The 16,523-nt window shown below is 71.7% G+C and carries 18 protein-coding genes; 12 read left to right on the top strand and 6 right to left on the bottom strand.

Annotation, left to right across the window (positions count from 1 at the left end; all coding sequences use genetic code 11):
• Positions 1 to 164: 164 nt before the first annotated feature.
• From KHA85_RS05820 to rlmB, 5 genes are read left to right on the top strand one after another with little or no spacing between them, the layout of a single operon-like run.
• Positions 165 to 659, top strand: coding sequence for a CarD family transcriptional regulator (locus KHA85_RS05820; protein WP_213185105.1), 495 nt, complete (start codon positions 165 to 167; stop codon positions 657 to 659).
• Between the two features lie 22 nt (positions 660 to 681).
• Positions 682 to 1,488, top strand: a complete 807-nt coding sequence (gene ispD / locus KHA85_RS05815; protein ID WP_236885248.1) for a 2-C-methyl-D-erythritol 4-phosphate cytidylyltransferase — start codon at positions 682 to 684, stop codon at positions 1,486 to 1,488.
• Positions 1,485 to 1,967: a 2-C-methyl-D-erythritol 2,4-cyclodiphosphate synthase gene (gene ispF / locus KHA85_RS05810; RefSeq protein ID WP_007628436.1), complete on the top strand. Its 483-nt coding sequence runs from the start codon at positions 1,485 to 1,487 to the stop codon at positions 1,965 to 1,967. Before ispD ends, ispF begins: the two co-directional genes overlap by 4 nt.
• A 28-nt stretch (positions 1,968 to 1,995) precedes the next feature.
• Positions 1,996 to 3,432, top strand: a complete 1,437-nt coding sequence (gene cysS, locus KHA85_RS05805; RefSeq protein WP_213185104.1) for a cysteine--tRNA ligase — start codon at positions 1,996 to 1,998, stop codon at positions 3,430 to 3,432.
• A 1-nt stretch (position 3,433) separates the two neighbouring features.
• Positions 3,434 to 4,402, top strand: a complete 969-nt coding sequence (gene rlmB / locus KHA85_RS05800) for a 23S rRNA (guanosine(2251)-2'-O)-methyltransferase RlmB (RefSeq protein ID WP_007628433.1) — start codon at positions 3,434 to 3,436, stop codon at positions 4,400 to 4,402.
• A 571-nt stretch (positions 4,403 to 4,973) separates the two neighbouring features.
• On the opposite strand, the gene KHA85_RS05795 is transcribed toward rlmB, so the two are convergent.
• From KHA85_RS05795 to otsB, 5 genes are all read right to left on the bottom strand, one after another.
• Positions 4,974 to 5,963 carry an aminoglycoside phosphotransferase family protein gene (locus KHA85_RS05795; RefSeq protein ID WP_308936868.1) on the bottom strand — a complete coding sequence of 330 codons (990 nt, stop codon included), beginning with the start codon at positions 5,961 to 5,963 and terminating at the stop codon, positions 4,974 to 4,976.
• A gap of 24 nt (positions 5,964 to 5,987) precedes the next feature.
• Positions 5,988 to 6,836 carry a metal ABC transporter permease gene (locus KHA85_RS05790; RefSeq protein WP_213185103.1) on the bottom strand — a complete coding sequence of 283 codons (849 nt, stop codon included), beginning with the start codon at positions 6,834 to 6,836 and terminating at the stop codon, positions 5,988 to 5,990.
• Positions 6,836 to 7,750 (bottom strand): metal ABC transporter ATP-binding protein, encoded by a 915-nt coding sequence (locus tag KHA85_RS05785; protein ID WP_438802043.1) that lies wholly within the window; start codon positions 7,748 to 7,750, stop codon positions 6,836 to 6,838. Before KHA85_RS05785 ends, KHA85_RS05790 begins: the two co-directional genes overlap by 1 nt.
• Positions 7,751 to 7,769: 19 nt before the next feature.
• Positions 7,770 to 8,831 (bottom strand): metal ABC transporter solute-binding protein, Zn/Mn family, encoded by a 1,062-nt coding sequence (locus KHA85_RS05780; protein WP_308936867.1) that lies wholly within the window; start codon positions 8,829 to 8,831, stop codon positions 7,770 to 7,772.
• Positions 8,832 to 8,986: 155 nt separating this feature from the next.
• Positions 8,987 to 9,745 (bottom strand): trehalose-phosphatase, encoded by a 759-nt coding sequence (gene otsB, locus KHA85_RS05775; protein WP_213185101.1) that lies wholly within the window; start codon positions 9,743 to 9,745, stop codon positions 8,987 to 8,989.
• Positions 9,746 to 9,975: 230 nt separating this feature from the next.
• On the opposite strand from otsB, the gene ehuB reads away from it, so the two are divergent.
• From ehuB to KHA85_RS05745, 6 genes are all read left to right on the top strand, one after another.
• The gene (ehuB, locus tag KHA85_RS05770; RefSeq protein ID WP_197471379.1) at positions 9,976 to 10,824 is read left to right on the top strand and encodes an ectoine/hydroxyectoine ABC transporter substrate-binding protein EhuB; all 849 of its coding nucleotides are present in this window, start codon (positions 9,976 to 9,978) and stop codon (positions 10,822 to 10,824) included.
• 6 nt (positions 10,825 to 10,830) lie between these two features.
• Positions 10,831 to 11,562, top strand: a complete 732-nt coding sequence (ehuC, locus tag KHA85_RS05765) for an ectoine/hydroxyectoine ABC transporter permease subunit EhuC (protein ID WP_213185100.1) — start codon at positions 10,831 to 10,833, stop codon at positions 11,560 to 11,562.
• Positions 11,559 to 12,203 (top strand): ectoine/hydroxyectoine ABC transporter permease subunit EhuD, encoded by a 645-nt coding sequence (gene ehuD / locus KHA85_RS05760; protein WP_213185099.1) that lies wholly within the window; start codon positions 11,559 to 11,561, stop codon positions 12,201 to 12,203. Before ehuC ends, ehuD begins: the two co-directional genes overlap by 4 nt.
• An 85-nt stretch (positions 12,204 to 12,288) precedes the next feature.
• Entirely contained in the window at positions 12,289 to 13,050 is a 762-nt protein-coding gene (ehuA, locus tag KHA85_RS05755; RefSeq protein ID WP_061916514.1) for an ectoine/hydroxyectoine ABC transporter ATP-binding protein EhuA, read from the top strand.
• A gap of 85 nt (positions 13,051 to 13,135) precedes the next feature.
• Positions 13,136 to 14,608, top strand: a complete 1,473-nt coding sequence (locus KHA85_RS05750; RefSeq protein ID WP_213185098.1) for an amidase — start codon at positions 13,136 to 13,138, stop codon at positions 14,606 to 14,608.
• Positions 14,605 to 15,354: a GntR family transcriptional regulator gene (locus KHA85_RS05745; RefSeq protein ID WP_213185097.1), complete on the top strand. Its 750-nt coding sequence runs from the start codon at positions 14,605 to 14,607 to the stop codon at positions 15,352 to 15,354. Before KHA85_RS05750 ends, KHA85_RS05745 begins: the two co-directional genes overlap by 4 nt.
• 78 nt (positions 15,355 to 15,432) lie before the next feature.
• Here KHA85_RS05745 and KHA85_RS05740 read toward each other — a convergent pair whose 3' ends face one another.
• On the bottom strand, positions 15,433 to 16,050 hold the full coding sequence (locus tag KHA85_RS05740) for a response regulator transcription factor (protein WP_236885247.1): 618 nt from the start codon (positions 16,048 to 16,050) through the stop codon (positions 15,433 to 15,435).
• Between the two features lie 96 nt (positions 16,051 to 16,146).
• Here KHA85_RS05740 and KHA85_RS05735 point away from each other — a divergent pair, with 96 nt between their 5' ends.
• Positions 16,147 to 16,422 carry a WhiB family transcriptional regulator gene (locus tag KHA85_RS05735; RefSeq protein WP_213185096.1) on the top strand — a complete coding sequence of 92 codons (276 nt, stop codon included), beginning with the start codon at positions 16,147 to 16,149 and terminating at the stop codon, positions 16,420 to 16,422.
• The last annotated feature ends 101 nt before the right edge of the window (positions 16,423 to 16,523 follow it).

The following is a 16,523-nucleotide window of genomic DNA, read 5'->3' as shown; positions in this document are numbered from 1 at the left end:
CGGTCTCATCGTAGTCCACGGCCGGTCCGGACCTGCGGCAGAGTGGCCCGGTCCCGCCCCCGCGAACTCGCCGTCCCGCCCGGCACGTTGCTGACCTGCGCAAACGGAAAACGCCTGGACTGAGGGCGTGCTAAGATAGGTCAGTCGAAAGGGGAAAGCCACTCATGGAGTTCAAGGTCGGCGACATCGTCGTCTACCCGCATCACGGCGCCGCCACCATTCAGGCGATCGAGATGCGGACGGTCAGGGGCACTGAGAAGGAATACCTCGTCCTCAAGGTCTCACAGGGCGACCTCACGGTGAAGGTACCGGCCGAGAACGCCGAGTACGTGGGCGTGCGCGACGTCGTGGACCAGGCGGGGCTCGACAAGGTCTTCGAGGTCCTGCGCACCGAGCACGCGGAGGAGCCCACAAACTGGTCCCGCCGCTACAAGGCCAACGGCGAGAAGCTCGCCTCCGGCGATGTCAACAAGGTGGCCGAGGTCGTCCGCGACCTCTGGCGCCGCGACCTCGACCGCGGCCTGTCCGCCGGCGAGAAGCGGATGCTCGCCAAGGCACGCCAGGTGCTCGTGGGCGAGCTGGCGCTCGCCGAGCGCTCCGACGAGGAGCGTGCGGACGCCCTCCTCGACGAGGTGCTGGGCTCCGCCGCCCCGGCGTGACATCCGACGCGCACCAGACGGCATGACGTGTCAGCGCACGCCCGGGGACCCGCCCGGACACGGCATAGACGGCCACTCCGCCCGCACGGGCAGGGTGGCCGCCGTCGTCCCCGCGGCCGGATCCGGCGTCCGGCTCGGGGCGGGACTGCCCAAGGCGTTCGTCGAGCTCCACGGCCGCACCATGCTCGAGCGGGCCGTCGCCGGCCTGCTGGCCTCCGGTGCCGTCGACGACGTCGTCGCCGTGGTCCCCGCCGACCGCGTCGCCCAGGCGGAGTCGGAGCTGGCCCACCTCCGGGACGACGACCACCTCGTCGTCGTCACCACCGGGGGCGCGGAGCGCACCGACTCGGTGCGCAACGGTCTCGCGGCGCTGACCTCCCACCGACACCACCCCCGCGCAGCGGTCTACGACGTCCTGCTCGTGCACGACGCGGCCCGCTGCCTCACACCCCCCGACGCGATCCGGCGGGTCGTGACGGCCGTACGCGCCGGTGCGGTCGCGGTGGTCCCCGTCCTCCCGGTCGTCGACACCGTCAAGCAGGTCGACGCCGACGGCTACGTCGTGGGCACCCCGGACCGCACCTCGCTCCGCGCCGTCCAGACCCCGCAGGGCTTCGCGCCACACGTCCTGCTCGCCGCGTACGACGCGGCCGGGGACGTGGCCACCGACGACGCAGGCCTCGTGGAGCGGTCCGGCGGCCGCGTCGCCACGGTCCCCGGCGACCCGCTCGCGTTCAAGATCACCACCGCCGACGACCACGCCCGCGCCCTCGCCGAGCTCGACCCCGGCGCGCTCGTCACCGCGGGCCGCCCCCAGGAGGAGAAGTGACCGGACCCGTCATCCCCCGAGTCGGGATCGGCACCGACGCCCACCGCGTCGAAGCGGGCAAGCCGTGCATGATGGCGTGTCTGCACTTCCCTGACGATCACGGCTGCGAGGGCCACTCTGACGGCGACGTCGTGGCCCATTCCCTGGTCGACGCCCTGCTGTCCGCCGCCGGGCTCGGCGACCTGGGCTCCCTCGTCGGCACCGGTCGGCCCGAATACGACGACGTCTCCGGCGAACGACTGCTGCGCGAGGCGTGCGACGAGCTGTCGCGGCACGGATGGACGATCGGCAACGCCGCGGTGCAGATGGTGGGCAACCGGCCGAAGATGGGCCCCCGGCGCGTCGAGGCCGAACAGCGGCTCGGTGAGATCATCGGCGCGCCCGTCTCCGTCTCGGCCACCACCACCGACGGCATGGGCTTCACCGGCCGCGGCGAGGGCGTCTCCGCTGTCGCCACCGCGCTCGTGTATCGGGCCTGACGCGGGCGCACCGGTAGACTCGGGCCCCGTGACGCTCCATCTCTACGACACCGCCACCCGCTCCCTCCGGGAGTTCACCCCCGTCCGGGAAGGGCACGCGTCGGTCTACCTCTGTGGAGCCACCCCCCAGGCCGTCCCCCACATCGGCCACGTCCGCTCCGGTGTCGCGTTCGACATCTTGCGCCGCTGGCTGCTGTCGACCGGCTACGACGTCGCGTTCGTGCGCAACGTCACCGACATCGACGACAAGATCCTCACCAAGGCCGCGGAGAACGGACGCCCCTGGTGGGAGTGGGCCGCCACCCACGAACGCGAGTTCACCCGCGCCTACGACGCACTCGGCGTGCTGCCGCCGTCCACCGAGCCCCGCGCCACCGGGCACATGACCCAGATGATCGAGTACATGGAACGCCTCATCGAGCGCGGGTACGCCTACCCGGCCGAGGGCAGCGTCTACTTCGACGTCGCGGCGTGGTCGGCGGCGCCCGAGGGCGACTACGGGCACCTGTCCGGCCACCGGCTCGACGAGGTCGACCAGGGCGAGGCCGCCGACCTGCGCGGCAAGCGCGACCCCCGCGACTTCGCGCTGTGGAAGGCCGCCAAGCCCGGCGAGCCCAGCTGGCCCACCCCCTGGGGAGACGGTCGTCCCGGCTGGCACCTCGAGTGCTCGGCCATGGCCACCTGGTACCTGGGCGGGACCTTCGACATCCACGGCGGCGGGCTCGACCTGCAGTTCCCGCACCACGAGAACGAGGCCGCCCAGTCCCACGCCGCCGGCGACGGGTTCGCCCGCTACTGGCTGCACAACGGCTGGGTGACCATGGCCGGCGAGAAGATGAGCAAGTCGCTCGGCAACGTGCTCAGCGTGCCGAACATCCTCACCGCCGTCCGGCCGGTGGAACTGCGCTATTACCTCGGAAGTGCGCATTACCGGTCGATGCTGGAATACTCTCCCGAAGCACTGCAGGAGGCGGCCGCCGCGTACCGGCGGATCGAGGCGTTCGTGCAGCGGGTGGACGAGGCCGTCAGGTCCGGCACGGCGCCGGACGCCGAGGTGCCCGTCGGTGAGTGGACGGAGGCGTTCGCCGCCGCGATGGACGACGATCTGGGGGTGCCCGCCGCGTTGGCGGAGATCCACGGTCGGGTCCGGGCCGGCAACACCGCGTTGTCGGCGGGCGACACCGAGGCGGCACTCACCGCGGCCTCGTCCGTCCGGGCGATGACCGCGGTACTCGGGGTCGACCCGCTCGACCCGCAGTGGGCCTCCGCCGCGGGCGGCGACGACGCCGCCCTCACCGCACTCGATCTCCTCGTCCGCGCGGAGCTCGAGGCCCGCGCTCAGGCACGGGCCGACAAGGACTTCGCCACCGCCGACGCCATCCGTGACCGACTGGTCGCGGCGGGTATCGAGGTGGCCGACACCGCGGACGGCCAGAAGTGGTCGCTCGCCCACCGGGAGGACTGACATGGCAGGGAACTCGAGTCGGCGCGGAGCCATCCGCAAGTCCGGCACCAAGAAGGGCCAGGTCGTCGGGTCGGGCGGCCAGCGACGCCGAGGACTGGAGGCGCGCGGCGCCACCCCCAAGGCCGAGGACCGGACCTACCACCCGGCACACCGCCGGGCCAAGGCCGCCAGCCGCAAGGCCGAGGGCGCGCAGCAGCGCCGCCGTCAGGCGCAGAAGCAGGCCGACGGTCCCGAGTACGTGGTGGGCCGCAACCCGGTGCTGGAATGCCTCCGCGCCGGCGTCCCCGCGACCGCACTGTACGTCGCGATCGGCTCGGACGCCGACGAGCGGCTGACCGAGGCCGTCCACCTGGCCGCCGGCAAGGGCATCTCCATCCTCGAGGTGCCGCGCACCGATCTCGACCGCATGGTGTCGAACGGCATGCACCAGGGCGTCGGCCTCCAGGTGCCGCCGTACCAGTACACCGACCCCGCCGACCTGCTCGACATGGCGATGGGTTCCTCCGAGCCCGCGCTGCTCGTGGCCCTGGACAACATCACGGACACGCGCAACCTCGGAGCGGTCATCCGCTCGGTCGCCGCATTCGGCGGGCACGGGGTCCTCATCCCCGAACGTCGCAGTGCCTCCATCACGGCCGTCGCGTGGCGGACCTCCGCCGGCGCCGCCGCCCGGCTCCCCGTCGCCCGGGCCACGAACCTCAACCGGACGCTGCTCGACTGGGCCAAGGCCGGGGTGCAGCTCGTCGGTCTCGATGCCGAGGGCGACGTCTCGCTGGACGACTACGACGGCACCGGGCCCACGGTCATCGTGGTGGGGTCCGAGGGCAAGGGCCTGTCGCGCCTGGTCCGCGAGAACTGCGATTCCATCCTGTCGATCCCGATCGCCTCGGAGGTCGAGAGCCTCAACGCCTCCGTCGCGGCGGGCGTGGTGCTCTCGGAGTTCGCGCGGCAGCGGCGCGTCAAGCGCTGACCGGCTGGCCGGCTGACCGGACCCGCGGCTGACCGGACCCGCGGCGGGCCCTCCACTGCGGTCCCCGTGTATCCGCGCCGGCGGCCGCGATCCCGTTCCGCGCCCGCGACTGCGATCCTGCGTGTGCAGCTGACCACCTGCGCCGGCGGCTGCGCTCCCGCGTCGGTCCATGTCACCCCGCCCGTCGGCATGGCGTCTCGCGTCCGCGGATGTCACGCGGCCCGTCGGGATGGCGTCTCGCGGGAGCATCTGGGCTGGCGAGACGCCATGCCGACGCGCGGCTGTGCTCTGGCCGGGCACTTTCGGGAGCGAGACGCCATTGCGGGGAGCGGCTGCCCACGGTGCCGGGGAGCGGCGGGAGCGAGACGCCATGCCGACGCGCGGCTGTGGGCTCGGGCTGGGCAGCGGCGAGAGCGAGACGCCATCGCGGGGAGCGGCTGCCCCCGGTGCCGGGCAGCGGCGAGAGCGAGACGCCATCGCGGGGAGCGGCTGCGAGCTCGGGCCGGGCAGCGGCGAGAGCGAGACGCCATGCCGACGCGCGGCTGCGAGCGGCGCAGGTCCCCGTCTGAGCTCAGGCTCGCGGGCGGCGGGGTGACCGGCAGCGGTCGAACGCCGCGCGCGCGTACTCCCACGTCTCGACCCCGTAGTACAGGTGGCCCGCGATCATGTAGAGCGCGGCCAGTCGCTGGTACGTCCACGCCCGGTCGAGGAAAGTGTCGTCGACGCGGCCGACGTACCGGGCCAAGACGTCCTCGACGAAGCGTGGGCCGTATTCGTACAGTTCGGCGAAGTCCACGGCCGGGTCTCCCAGGCACATGTCGGTGAAGTCGATGAGCCCCAGACGCCCGGGGGCGGGGTCCCGGTCCCAGTACAGGTGGCGGGAGTAGATGTCGTTGTGGAGGAACACCCGGGGCAGCAGCGTGGACTGCAACGCGCCGACCTCGTCGCAGATCTCGTGGGCGGTCCGAATCTCGTCCGGCGTGAACACCGACGGCAGGTCGTGGGCCACGATGCCGCGCACGAAGTCCAGATTCTCGGGCTGGTAGGAGTACGGGACCCGGTCGAGCGGTGGCGCCGAGACGTCCTGGATGTGCAGCGAGGACAGGAGTGCGCCCAGCTGGCCGGCGACGACCGTCTTCTCCGGATGGGGCAGGCTGTGCAGCAGCTCCGAGGTGAGGCGCTGACCGCGCACCAGCGGATAGCCGGCGAACCGCCCGTGGACGGGGACGTGCGAGTAGCGGGGGAGTGCCGCCTCGACGCGCCCGGCGAGGTGCTCCAGGACCGCGATCTCGGTGGGCAGCTGGGTGAGCGCCTGCTCGTCGTGGGGGAAGCGGAAGACGAGATCGCGGTGCCCGAGGGCGTCGTCCCCGCGGCAGCCGTGGCAGATCACGACCACGTGGTCCCAGCCCTCGTCTACCCGTTCGGCGCGTTCCCAGCTCAGTGTGGGGTAGTCGGCGTGGATGGCCGCGAGTTCGGCGGCGGGATGAGCGCCCGGGCCGGTCACCGGAGAGCTGGCGCCCGCGGGGCCACCATCGGGACGAGCGCTGGGGTCGCTGTTCACGGCTCAGACGCTAGTACCGCGCGGTCAGCGCCGGGCCGCCGCCACCGCACGACACGCCAGATAGATGACGAACGAGATGGTGGTGACGAACACCGAGACGGGCACGCCGGGGGCGAGCGAGAGCAGCATCCCGCCCACGGCGGCGATCTCGGCGAAGAGGATCGTCAGCCCGATGGCCTTCCCGGGGCTGGAGGTGACGGCGGCCGCCGCCGCGGCGGGGGTGATGAGCAGGGAGAGCACCAGCAGTGCGCCGACCACCTGCACGGCCTGCGCGGCCGCGAGCCCCACGAGCACGGCGAAGATCATGTTGAGCGCCCGCACGGGCACACCGCGCGCCGCGGCCACCTCGGGGTCGGCGGAGGAGAACACCAGCGGCCGGTACAGCGCGATGAGCGCCACGCAGATGATCGCCGCGACCACCGCCATCTGCACGAGGCCGTTCTCGGAGACGCCGACGATCTGCCCGGTGAGCAGGGAGAAACTGGTGCCGGACCGCCCGGGATAGAGGTGGATAAAGAGCACCGCGAGTCCGAGGCCGAACGCCAGCACGACGCCGATCGAGGAGTCGCGTTGGGAGGCCCGCGAGCCCATGATCCCGAACATCAGCGCCGCGATCACCGACCCCACGACGGCCCCCAGGCCGAGGTTGAGCCCGAACAGCAGCGCGGCGGCGGCGCCGGTGAGGGCGAGCTCGCTGGCGCCGTGGACGGAGAACGACATCTGCCGCATGATGATGAACGGCCCGATCGCGCCGGAGAGCAGGCCGAGCAACGCGATCGCGGCGAGGCCGAAGATCACGAAGTCCTGCTGCAACAGGTAGGCGGTGGTCTCGGTGTCGGCGAGGGACTCGGCGATCTCGAGCAGGCGGTCCATCAGTGCGCTCCGTCCCCGGTGTGGTCGTGGTGGTGTCCCGTGGTCCACGGTTCGGTGCACAGGTGCTGGGTGTCGCCCACCACGATGATCTGTCCGCGCACGCGCAGCACCTCGACGGGGGACGAGTACAGCTCGGACATGACCTCGCTGGTGAACACCTCGTCGCGGGTGCCGATGCGGTGGCGCCCGTCGACGAGGTAGACGATCCGGTCGACCATCGGCAGGACCGGGTTGATCTCGTGGGTGACGAACACGACCGCCGTGTCGTGCTCGCGGCGTCGGTGGTCGAGGACGGCGGCGACGGTGCGCTGACCGGTGAGGTCGAGGCTGAGCAGCGGTTCGTCGCAGAGCATGACGCACGGGTCGGCGGCGATGGCCTGGGCCACGCGCACGCGCTGTTGTTCGCCGCCGGACATACGCCCGAGCGGTTTGTCGATCAGTTTCGCGGCCTCGAGCCGGGCGAGGGAATCGGCGACGATGCGGCGTTTGTCGGCGCGTCGTGACGGCCGGCCGGGTCCCCAGCGTGTGCCGTCGATCCCCAGGGCGACGAGGTCGCGGCCGCGCAGGGTGATGCCGGGGTCGAACGCGCGTTGCTGCGGTACGTAGCCGAGGTGGGTGGCGCGGTCACCGGGCGGCCGGCCGTCGACCAGGACGGTTCCGGCGTCGGGGCGGTGCTCGCCGAGCAGGACCTTGAGCAGGGTGGTCTTGCCGGCGCCGTTGGGCCCGAGGACGGCGACGAACTCGCCGGGCTGCACCTCGAGGTCGAGGTCGCGGATGAGGGTGCGGCCGCCGCGCGAGACGGTGACGCCGCGCAGGGAGACGACCGGACCGGGCCCGGGGGCGCCGCGCTCGTGGTCGGCGGCGGGATCGACGGACGGGTCGGCGGTGGGATCGGAGGCGGGGTCGGTGCCCATCGGGTCGGTCACCATCCGATCAGTGCCCACCGTCGGCCATCGGGGCGGCGTCTGCGAGCGCGTCGGCCACCCGGTCGACGATCCCGGTCATCCAGCTCAGGTAGTCGGCGCCCTCGGGGAGGGTCTCGGTGAGGTCGACGACGACGAGGTCCGCCTCCTCCGCCGCGTCGCGGACGCGCGTGGTCACGGAGGTCTCGGTCTGGGTGTTGAAGGCCAGGAAGGCGACCCGTCGCTCGGCGAGCAGATCGAGCAGGGCGGCGAGGTCGGCGGCTGACGGGTCGGTGTCGTTCTCGACGGAGGCGAGGAACCCGCGCGGCGTCAGGTCGGTCAGGTGTGCGGCGTCGAACAGATGCGCGCCGACCCGCTCGGTCTGGGCGTACGGGAAGTGGCCGCGGTCGTGGATCTCCTCGAGCTCGGCCTCGAGCGGCCCGAGCGCGTCGGCGAAGGCGCGGGCGTTGGCGCGGTACTCGTCGGCGTGCTCGGCGTCGATCGCGGCGAGTTCCTCGCCGACGCGCTCGGCGACGGCCGCGACGGTGGGCAGGCTGAACCACACGTGCTCGTTCTCGTCGGCGCCACCGTGCTCGTGGCCCCCTTCTCCGTGGTCGTCGCCGTGCTCCTCGCCGGCGTGCTCGTCGTCGGAGTGGTCGTGGCCGGCGTGGTCGTGGCCGGCGACGACGCCCCCGGTGACGCGCGTGAACTCGTCGACGGCCCGCACGACCGGCACGTCGTCGGCGTTCTCGAGCGCGAGGTCCACGAATCCGTCGTACCCGGCGCCGTTGTAGACCACCAGGTCGGCGGTGGCGACGGACGCCGCGTCCGTCGGGCTGGCCTCGTAGGAGTGGGGATCGGCCGCCGGGTCGGAGATGACGGACTCCACCGTGGCGTTGTCGCCGGCCACCTGCTCGGCGATGTCGGCGTACACGGTCGTCGAGGCGACCACCTGGGGGCGGTCGCCGTCGTCGGTGGCGGCCTGACCGTCGGCGCCGCAGGCGGCGAGCGTGCCCGCGCCGAGCAGGGTCACCGCGAGCGCGGCCAGCGCTCGGCGTGGGGGGATGCGCTTCTGGCGGGGGGTCGACGACACGAGCACCACTCTCGTAGTAATGGGAACCGTTGTCGTTAAGTGTAGAGCCGCGGAGGCCGCGGCGTGTGAATCCGGGGGTGCGAGACGTGCGTGGGTCGGTGCGTGACGGGACGCCGTCGACGCCCGCGGCGAGGGCGGCCGCGCACGCCGCGGTGTCAGCTGCGCAGGTCGGCGAGGGTGCCGAGCAGCTCGACGACCGCGGGGACGTCGGCCACGCGGTGGGCGGCCGCGGTCTCGCCCTCGCCGACCTTGATGCCCACGTCCTGCGGGCGCAGGCGTGCGAAACCGCGCTCGTCCGTGACGTCGTCGCCGATGAACAGCGCTACCTCGGCGCCGGTCTGCTCGACCATCTTCTCGATGGCCGCGCCCTTGCTCGCCTCGCGGACGGCGATCTCCACGACGTTCTTGCCCTCGGTGACGAACACCCCGTCGAGAGCGGCCGGCCCGGCCATGGCCTCGGACTGCGCACGGTCGCGAGCAGCGGGATCCGGCACCGGCCGGACGTGCAGGACGGCGGCGGTGGGCTTGGTCTCGACGTGGGCGCCGGGGGTGCGGGAGACGATGTCCTCCAGCTCGGAGCGCACCCGCTCGAGCAGCGCCACCTCGTCGTCGTCGAGGGGCGAGTCGAAACCGCCCTCCCACTCCGACCCGTGGCTCCCCACCAGCACCACCGGCGCGCCCGCGCCGCTCACCTCGGACAGTGCGGCGCGGTTGCGGCCCGACAGCAGCGCCACCGTCGTGCGGGGCAGGTCCGCGAGGCGCGCCAGCGCGTCCACGGCACCGGGCGCGGGCACGGCGCTGGTGGGGTCGTCGACGAACGGCGCGAGCGTGCCGTCGTAGTCGCACGCCACCACCAGGGTGGGCGCCGCGGCAGCGCGTCGGAGGGCCTCGTCGAGCGTCTCGGGTGGCGTCATGTGGCTCAGGATAGGCGCGGTGGCGAAGTGAAAAACCCTCTACCGGCGATGTGACGCGTGCTACGTTAAGCAAACCCATAGGAACCACCAGTCGGGCGTGGCGATCACGCACCGGAGAGCGCACGAGGATTCGGGCACACGGGTGAGCCTGGTGTCCGACCGCGATCGGAAGGTTGAAGACCATGGCACCATCAGCGCTGAGAACATCCGTACGCCGTCGTTCGAAAGGCATGGTCGCCGCCGTCGTGGTGGCCGGGCTGGCGCTCACGGGGTGTACCTCGACGGACACCGATGACGACTCCAGCCTGCTGCAGACGCTGCAGGAGCGCGGCAGCGTGACCGTCGGCTTCGCAGGGGAGGCACCGTACTCGTTCATGGAGAACGGGGAGCTGACCGGCGCCACCGTCGCGCTGCACCGGGAGATCTTCGGCAACCTGGGCATCGAGACCGTCGAGGGCGTGAACGCCGACTTCGGCGCCCTGATCCCCGGCCTGCAGGCCAACCGCTTCGACGTGGTCAGCGCGGGGATGTCGATCCTGCCGGAGCGCTGCGAGCAGGCCGCGTTCAGCGAGCCGGAGTTCAACTACACCACCGCGCTCATGGTTGAGGAGGGCAACCCGATGAACCTCACCGACATGCAGTCGGTGGCGGATAGCGGGGCGCGGCTGGCGACCATGACGGGCGCGATCGAGTCCGACTACGCGACCGAGCTGGGCATCGACTCGATGCAGGTCGCCACCCCGCAGGACGGGATGGACGCGGTGACGTCCGGGCGCGCCGACGTCTTCGCGCTGACCGGGATCTCGCTCAACTGGATGAAGAACAACAACCCCGACGCGCCCGTCGAGGTCACCCAGTCGTTCGTCGCCGAGATCAACGGGGTGCCGCAGGTCGGCGCCGGCGGCACCGTGTTCCGTACCGACGACAAGGAGCTGCTGGACGCCTACAACGAGGAGCTGGCGAAGATCACCTCCGACCCGGAGAAGTATCTCTCCATCGTGGGCGAGTTCGGGTTCACGGAAGAAGAGATGCCCGATCCCGAACTGACGACCGCCGACCTGTGCGCCGGGGTCGAGTAGTCGGCGGTGGACAGTAATATCGATGCCTTCCTGGAGGCGTGGCCGCGTTTCCAGGAAGGCATCGTCACCACCATCTACCTCACTCTCGGTGGCGCGGCCCTGGCGTTCGCGCTGGCGCTCGTGCTGGGTGTCGCGGCGGGCTCCCGCTCCATGCTCATCCGCGGGGTGTCGAGGACGATCGTCGAGTTCTTCCGCGGGACCTCCCTCCTGGTGCAGCTGTTCTGGCTGTTCTTCGTCCTGCCGCTGCTCGGCTACGAGCTCGACCCGCTCTTCTGCGGGATCCTGGCGTTGGGGCTCAACTACGGGGCGTATGCGGCCGAGGTGGTGCGCGGGTCGCTGGCGGCCGTGCCGGCCCCGCAGTGGGAGGCCGCGCTGGCCCTCAACTTCACGTCGTGGCAGCGCCTGTACCGGATCGTCTTCCCGCAGGCGTGGGTGCAGATGATCCCGCCGCTCAACAACCTGCTGATCCAGCTGCTCAAGGGCAGTGCACTGGCCAACTTCATCCTGCTCCAGGACCTGACCTTCCACATCGGCGAGCTGCGGCGGGTCACCGGTGACACCGTCTTCGCCTTCGGGATCGGACTGGTGCTGTACTTCCTCATCGCCTACGTGCTCACCCTGTTCATGAACATGCTGGAGGTCGGCGCGAAGTCCCGACTCGGCGTCGGGCCGTCGATGCGTGAGGTCTTGAGTCTGCGTCCCGAACGGGTCGACGAGGCAGTGGGGGTCGGACGATGAGCGTCGACTGGAGTTGGGAACGCGCCGCCGAGGCCGTGCCCGTCCTGCTCGAGGGGTTCAGGATCACGCTGCTCGCCACCGTGGTCGGATTCCTCATCGCCGCCGCACTGGGACTGATCGTGGCGGTGCTCCGTCGGGCCGCGCCCGCGGTGATCACCGTGCCCCTGCGGATGGTGACCGAGTTCATCCGGCTCACCCCGCTCGTGGTCCAGCTGCTGTTCGCCTACTTCCTGCTCCCGCAGTTCACCGCGCTGCAGATCGGCATCGGCGTGATCGGCGTGCACTACGCGACCTACATGGCCGAGGTGTACCGCGCGGGCATCGACGCCGTGCCGCGGGGGCAGTGGGAGGCCGCGCAGGCGCTGTCCCTGCCCGCGGGCCGGACGTGGCGGGCGGTCGTGCTCCCGCAGGCGATCCGCAACACCGTCCCGGCGCTCGGCAACTATGCGATCTCGCTGTTCAAGGACACTCCCTTCCTCTTCGCCATCACCGTGGTGGAGATGGTCACTGCAGCGCAGCAGTACGGCGCCCGGAACTTCCAGTACCTCGAGCCGATCACGCTCGCCGGCGTGATCTTCCTGCTCGCGAGCTACCCGACATCGATTCTCATCCGGAGACTGGAGAAGTCCCTTGCCTACTGACGACACCACCCCGGCCGGCGACGCCGCCCCCGCCGGTCACACGCCATCGGCCGGGCCGGGTTCCACGGGCGCCGACGACGCCCCGATGGTGGTGTTCGAGAAGGTGGTCAAGAAGTTCGGCGACCACACCGTCCTGGACCACCTCGACTTCACCGTGCGGCGCGGCGAGCGCGTGGCGCTGATCGGACCGAGTGGATCGGGCAAGACGACGATCCTGCGGCTGCTGATGACGATCGAGTCGGTGGACGACGGCGTGATCTGGGTGGAGGGCGAGCCGCTGACCCACCAGCTCAGGGACGGCAAGCTGGTCAAACCCTCTCAGAAGCATCTGCGCGCCGTCCGGTCGAAGATCGGCATGGTGTTCCAGCAGTTCAACCTGTTCCCCAACATGACGGTGCTGAGGAACATCACCGAGGCGCCCATCCACGTCCTGGGCAGATCGAAGGAGGAAGCGGAGGCGCGGGCACGGGAACTCCTGGCCACAGTGGGGCTCTCGGACAAGGAGAACGCCCACCCCACTACGCTCTCGGGCGGCCAGCAGCAGCGGGTCGCCATCGCCCGCGCGCTCGCGATGGACCCGGACATCCTGCTGCTCGACGAGGTCACCTCGGCCCTCGACCCGGAGCTGGTGGCGGACGTGCTCGGGGTCCTCCGGATGATCGCCGAGTCCACCGACATCACGATGCTCATCGTCACCCACGAGATGGGCTTCGCCCGCGACGTCGCCGACCGCGTCCTCGTGTTCGACAAGGGGAAGATCGTGGAGGAGGGGACGCCGGAGGCGATCTTCACGGACCCGCAGCAGGAGCGGACCCGCACGTTCCTCAAGGCGGTCCTCGACCGCTGAGGCCCGCGGGCCGCCCGGACCTTGACCGGGCGCCGCCGCGCTGTACGATTGTCGACAATCAGACGGTTCGGTGGAAGGTGCCCGCATGACAGTCACCCTGACGGCGCTGGAGCTCGCCGAGTGTTTCCGGGACGGCGCGTACTCCCCGGTGGAGTCGGCCGAGGAGGCGCTCGACGCCATCGAGCGGGTGGACGGGAGGATCAACGCCTTCTGCCACGTCGACCGCGAGGCGACCCTCGCCGAGGCCAGGCGTTCCGAGGAGCGGTACAGGAGCGGCGTGCCGCTCGGTCCGCTCGACGGGGTACCCACGTCGATCAAGGACATCTTCTACACCCGGGGCGTCCCGACTCTGCGGGGCTCCCACCTGCTGGCCGACAAACCGGGGGCCGCCGATCCGGGGTCCTGGCCCGACGACGCCCCGGTGACCTCCGCAGTCCACGAGGCCGGATGCGTGGTGATCGGCAAGACCACGACCCCGGAGTTCGCGTGGAAGGGCGTCACCGACAACACGCTCACCGGGATCACCCGCAACCCGCATGACCCGGCCCTGACCCCGGGCGGCTCGAGCGGTGGGGCGGCGTCGGCGGTCGCCGCCGGGCTCGGGCAGCTCGCACTGGGTACCGACGGCGGCGGCTCGGTCCGGATCCCCGCCGCGTTCTGCGGGATCGTCGCGCTCAAGCCCACCTACGGGGTCATCCCGATGTTCCCGTCGAGCCCGTTCGGCACGCTCGCGCACGCCGGGCCGATGACCCGCACGGTGTCCGACACCGCCGCGTTCATGGACGCTCTGCTGCGCCCGGACCCGCGGGACTGGTCCGCCGTCCCCGCGCGCGCCACCACGCCCGGCCCGGGCGGGTATCTGGCCGCGGCGACCGAGGGGACGCGGGGCGACCGCCCGCTCGAGGGCCTGCGGGTCGCCTACAGTCCCACGCTGGGCTTCGGTCGGAACGATGCCGACGTCGAGCGCGAGGTCACCCGCGCGGTCGGCGTCCTCTCCGAGCTCGGGGCGCACGTCGACACCGCCGACCCGGGCGTGACCGACCCCGTCGACGCGTTCCACGTCCTGTGGTTCGCGGGCCTGGCCGCGGTCCTCGCGCCGCACGGGCCGGACGCGATCGAGCGCGTGGACCCGTCGATGCGCGAGGCCCTGGGCCGGTATCACGACTACTCCGCCGCCGACTATCTCGACGCGGTCGCCGTCCGCATGGCGCTGGGGGCGAGGATGGCCGATTTCCACCAGCGGTACGACATCCTCATCACGCCCACCACCCCGATCCCGGCTTTCGAGGTGGGGTCGGACGTGCCGACGGGTTGGCACAGCCCGGACTGGACCTCGTGGACGCCCTACACCTATCCGTTCAACATGACCCAGCAGCCGGCGTTGAGCGTTCCGTGCGGGACGACCGACTCCGGGCTGCCGGTGGGTCTGCAGGTGGTGGGGGCCCGCTTCGAGGACCGGCTCGTCGTCCGGGTCGGCGCCGCCCTCGAGGCCGCGCTGGGCAGGGTAGTGCCCACGCCCCGGGTCCACGCCGGCGGCGCCGGGGGCGATGACCGATGACGACACCCGTTCCGGAGTCGGCCGCGGGGTCGGCCGCAGCATCCGCCACCGGGCCGGCCGCGGTGCCCGCTGCGGAGTCCGCCCCGAGCCTGGCCCCCGTCGTCCGCGAGTCGACGCCGTCGCTCATCGCGCGCACGCTCCGTCGGGCGATCTCCGACGGTACGTTCGGACCGGGCACCCAGCTCGGCGAGGCGGCGTTGGCGCGTTCGCTCGGCGTGAGTCGCGGCCCCCTGCGCGAGGCCATGCAGCGGTTGACGCAGGAGGGCCTCCTGGTCTCCCACCGCAACCGCGGGCTCTTCGTCGCCGACCTGACCCCCGAGGCCGTCGAGGACATGTATCTGCTGCGCACGACGGTCGAGACGGCCGCCCTCGACCGCGTGCTCGACCTCGGACTGGGGGCCGATACAGCCGACGCTCTCGACGCCGCCGTCGACGCGATGGCGGCCCTCGCCGACGAGCCGCGATCCGCGGCCATGGTCGCGGCCGATCTGGACTTCCACCACGCCCTCGTCGAGGCCGCGCGGAGCCCGCGACTGTCGCGCGTGCACGAGACGGTGCTGGTCGAGACCAGCATGTGCCTGCACGCCATGCGGGGGACGTATTCGGACGCCGAGTCCAGGCTCGCCGAGCACCGCGCGATCGCCGACGCGGTACGCGCGGCCGACCCGGGCCCGGCGCGCGCGCTGCTGGTCGACCACATGAGGGACGGGCTCGCACGGGTCCTCGGATCCGGCGCGGCGGTCTGACGCAGCCGGGCGTGGCGGTCCGACCCGTCCGGCTGCTCGTCAGGGGCCGGGGCGAGGCCCGGGGCGCGCCACGCCGGGTCAGTGGACGGGTTCGAACCCGTTCTTCAGAGCCCAGGCGACCGCCTGCGGCCGGGTCGTCACGCCGATCTTGCGGTAGGCGTCCCGGATGTAGGACTTCACGGTGTTGATCGACAGGTAACAGGCCGTGGCGATGTCCTCGTTGGACAGCCCCTGGGCGATGAGCGCGAGCATCTCGGCCTCGCGCGGGGAGAGCCCGGAGTCCCCGGCGGGCCACACGGCGTGCGGCCCGGTGTCCCCGTCGCGAGCCGGCGCGGTCAGCGTCTCCCCGGCCGCGATGCGTTCGATACCCGCGACGAGTTCCTCGCCGACCAGCGACTTGGCGAGGAAGCCACGCGCGCCGGCCGCCATCGCCTCATCCACGGTGCGGGGGTCGGTGATGAACGAGTACACGACCACCGCACCGACGTGTGGTTCACGCGCCAGCTGCGCGCACTGGTCCTGCCATCCGGGCCCGGAGCCGAACGTGTCGAACAGCACCACGTCAACCGGCTCGGGGACGCGTGTCCCGCCGTGTCCGGGAAGGAGTGTCACCCGGTGCGCATAGGGGCCCAGCAGCGCCTCCACACCGGCGATGACCAGCGGAAAGTCGTTGAGGACCATGACCGTCACAGGCATGAAGGAACTTTAGCAGTGCGGACCCATCCCACCCGTGGGGGTGTGCCGAATCACCTCCGATGTGACGGAAGCTGGAACGGACGGTGGGAGGGAAAGATGCAGCACAGCGTGTTGACCAAGACCGACGAGCAGTGGGCATGGGCCGATCTCGGTCGGTGTCGGGACATTCCGGACCTGTTCTACAACGGGGAGGACGAGGCCAAGGCGACGCGACGGCGCAAGGAGGCCGCGGCCAAGAAGCTCTGCGCGCAGTGCCCGGTCATCGACGCCTGCCGCCGCCACGCCACGTACAACCGTGAGCTGTACGGCGTGTGGGGCGGGATGACCGAGGCCGAGCGTCACCGCCAGGCCGGCCGGGTGCGCACCGGCTAGACCCTCCCTGTTCTCGCGCGACACCCGAAAATCCGCTACCCGGACGCCGGATCCGCTACGCCTGTGGGGGTAGCGGATCCGGTGCCGGGGTAGCGGATTTC

This window comes from Dietzia massiliensis, assembly GCF_018390595.1.
Taxonomy (GTDB): domain Bacteria; phylum Actinomycetota; class Actinomycetes; order Mycobacteriales; family Mycobacteriaceae; genus Dietzia; species Dietzia massiliensis.
Note: the sequence above shows the minus strand (reverse complement) of the source record. Positions and strands in the feature narration are given on the sequence as shown.

Bases quoted from the DNA above. Each gene is read 5' to 3' on its own strand.
- KHA85_RS05820 (WP_213185105.1), top strand. From the start codon at position 165: ATGGAGTTCAAGGTCGGCGACATCGTCGTCTACCCGCATCACGGCGCC.
- rlmB (WP_007628433.1), top strand. From the start codon at position 3,434: ATGGCAGGGAACTCGAGTCGGCGCGGAGCCATCCGCAAGTCCGGCACC.
- KHA85_RS05750 (WP_213185098.1), top strand. From the start codon at position 13,136: ATGACAGTCACCCTGACGGCGCTGGAGCTCGCCGAGTGTTTCCGGGAC.
- ispD (WP_236885248.1), top strand. From the start codon at position 682: ATGACGTGTCAGCGCACGCCCGGGGACCCGCCCGGACACGGCATAGAC.
- ehuB (WP_197471379.1), top strand. From the start codon at position 9,976: ATGGTCGCCGCCGTCGTGGTGGCCGGGCTGGCGCTCACGGGGTGTACC.
- otsB (WP_213185101.1), bottom strand. From the start codon at position 9,745: ATGACGCCACCCGAGACGCTCGACGAGGCCCTCCGACGCGCTGCCGCG.
- KHA85_RS05785 (WP_438802043.1), bottom strand. From the start codon at position 7,750: ATGGGCACCGACCCCGCCTCCGATCCCACCGCCGACCCGTCCGTCGAT.
- ehuD (WP_213185099.1), top strand. From the start codon at position 11,559: ATGAGCGTCGACTGGAGTTGGGAACGCGCCGCCGAGGCCGTGCCCGTC.
- KHA85_RS05790 (WP_213185103.1), bottom strand. From the start codon at position 6,836: ATGGACCGCCTGCTCGAGATCGCCGAGTCCCTCGCCGACACCGAGACC.
- KHA85_RS05745 (WP_213185097.1), top strand. From the start codon at position 14,605: ATGACGACACCCGTTCCGGAGTCGGCCGCGGGGTCGGCCGCAGCATCC.
- ehuA (WP_061916514.1), top strand. From the start codon at position 12,289: ATGGTGGTGTTCGAGAAGGTGGTCAAGAAGTTCGGCGACCACACCGTC.
- KHA85_RS05735 (WP_213185096.1), top strand. From the start codon at position 16,147: ATGCAGCACAGCGTGTTGACCAAGACCGACGAGCAGTGGGCATGGGCC.
- KHA85_RS05740 (WP_236885247.1), bottom strand. From the start codon at position 16,050: ATGCCTGTGACGGTCATGGTCCTCAACGACTTTCCGCTGGTCATCGCC.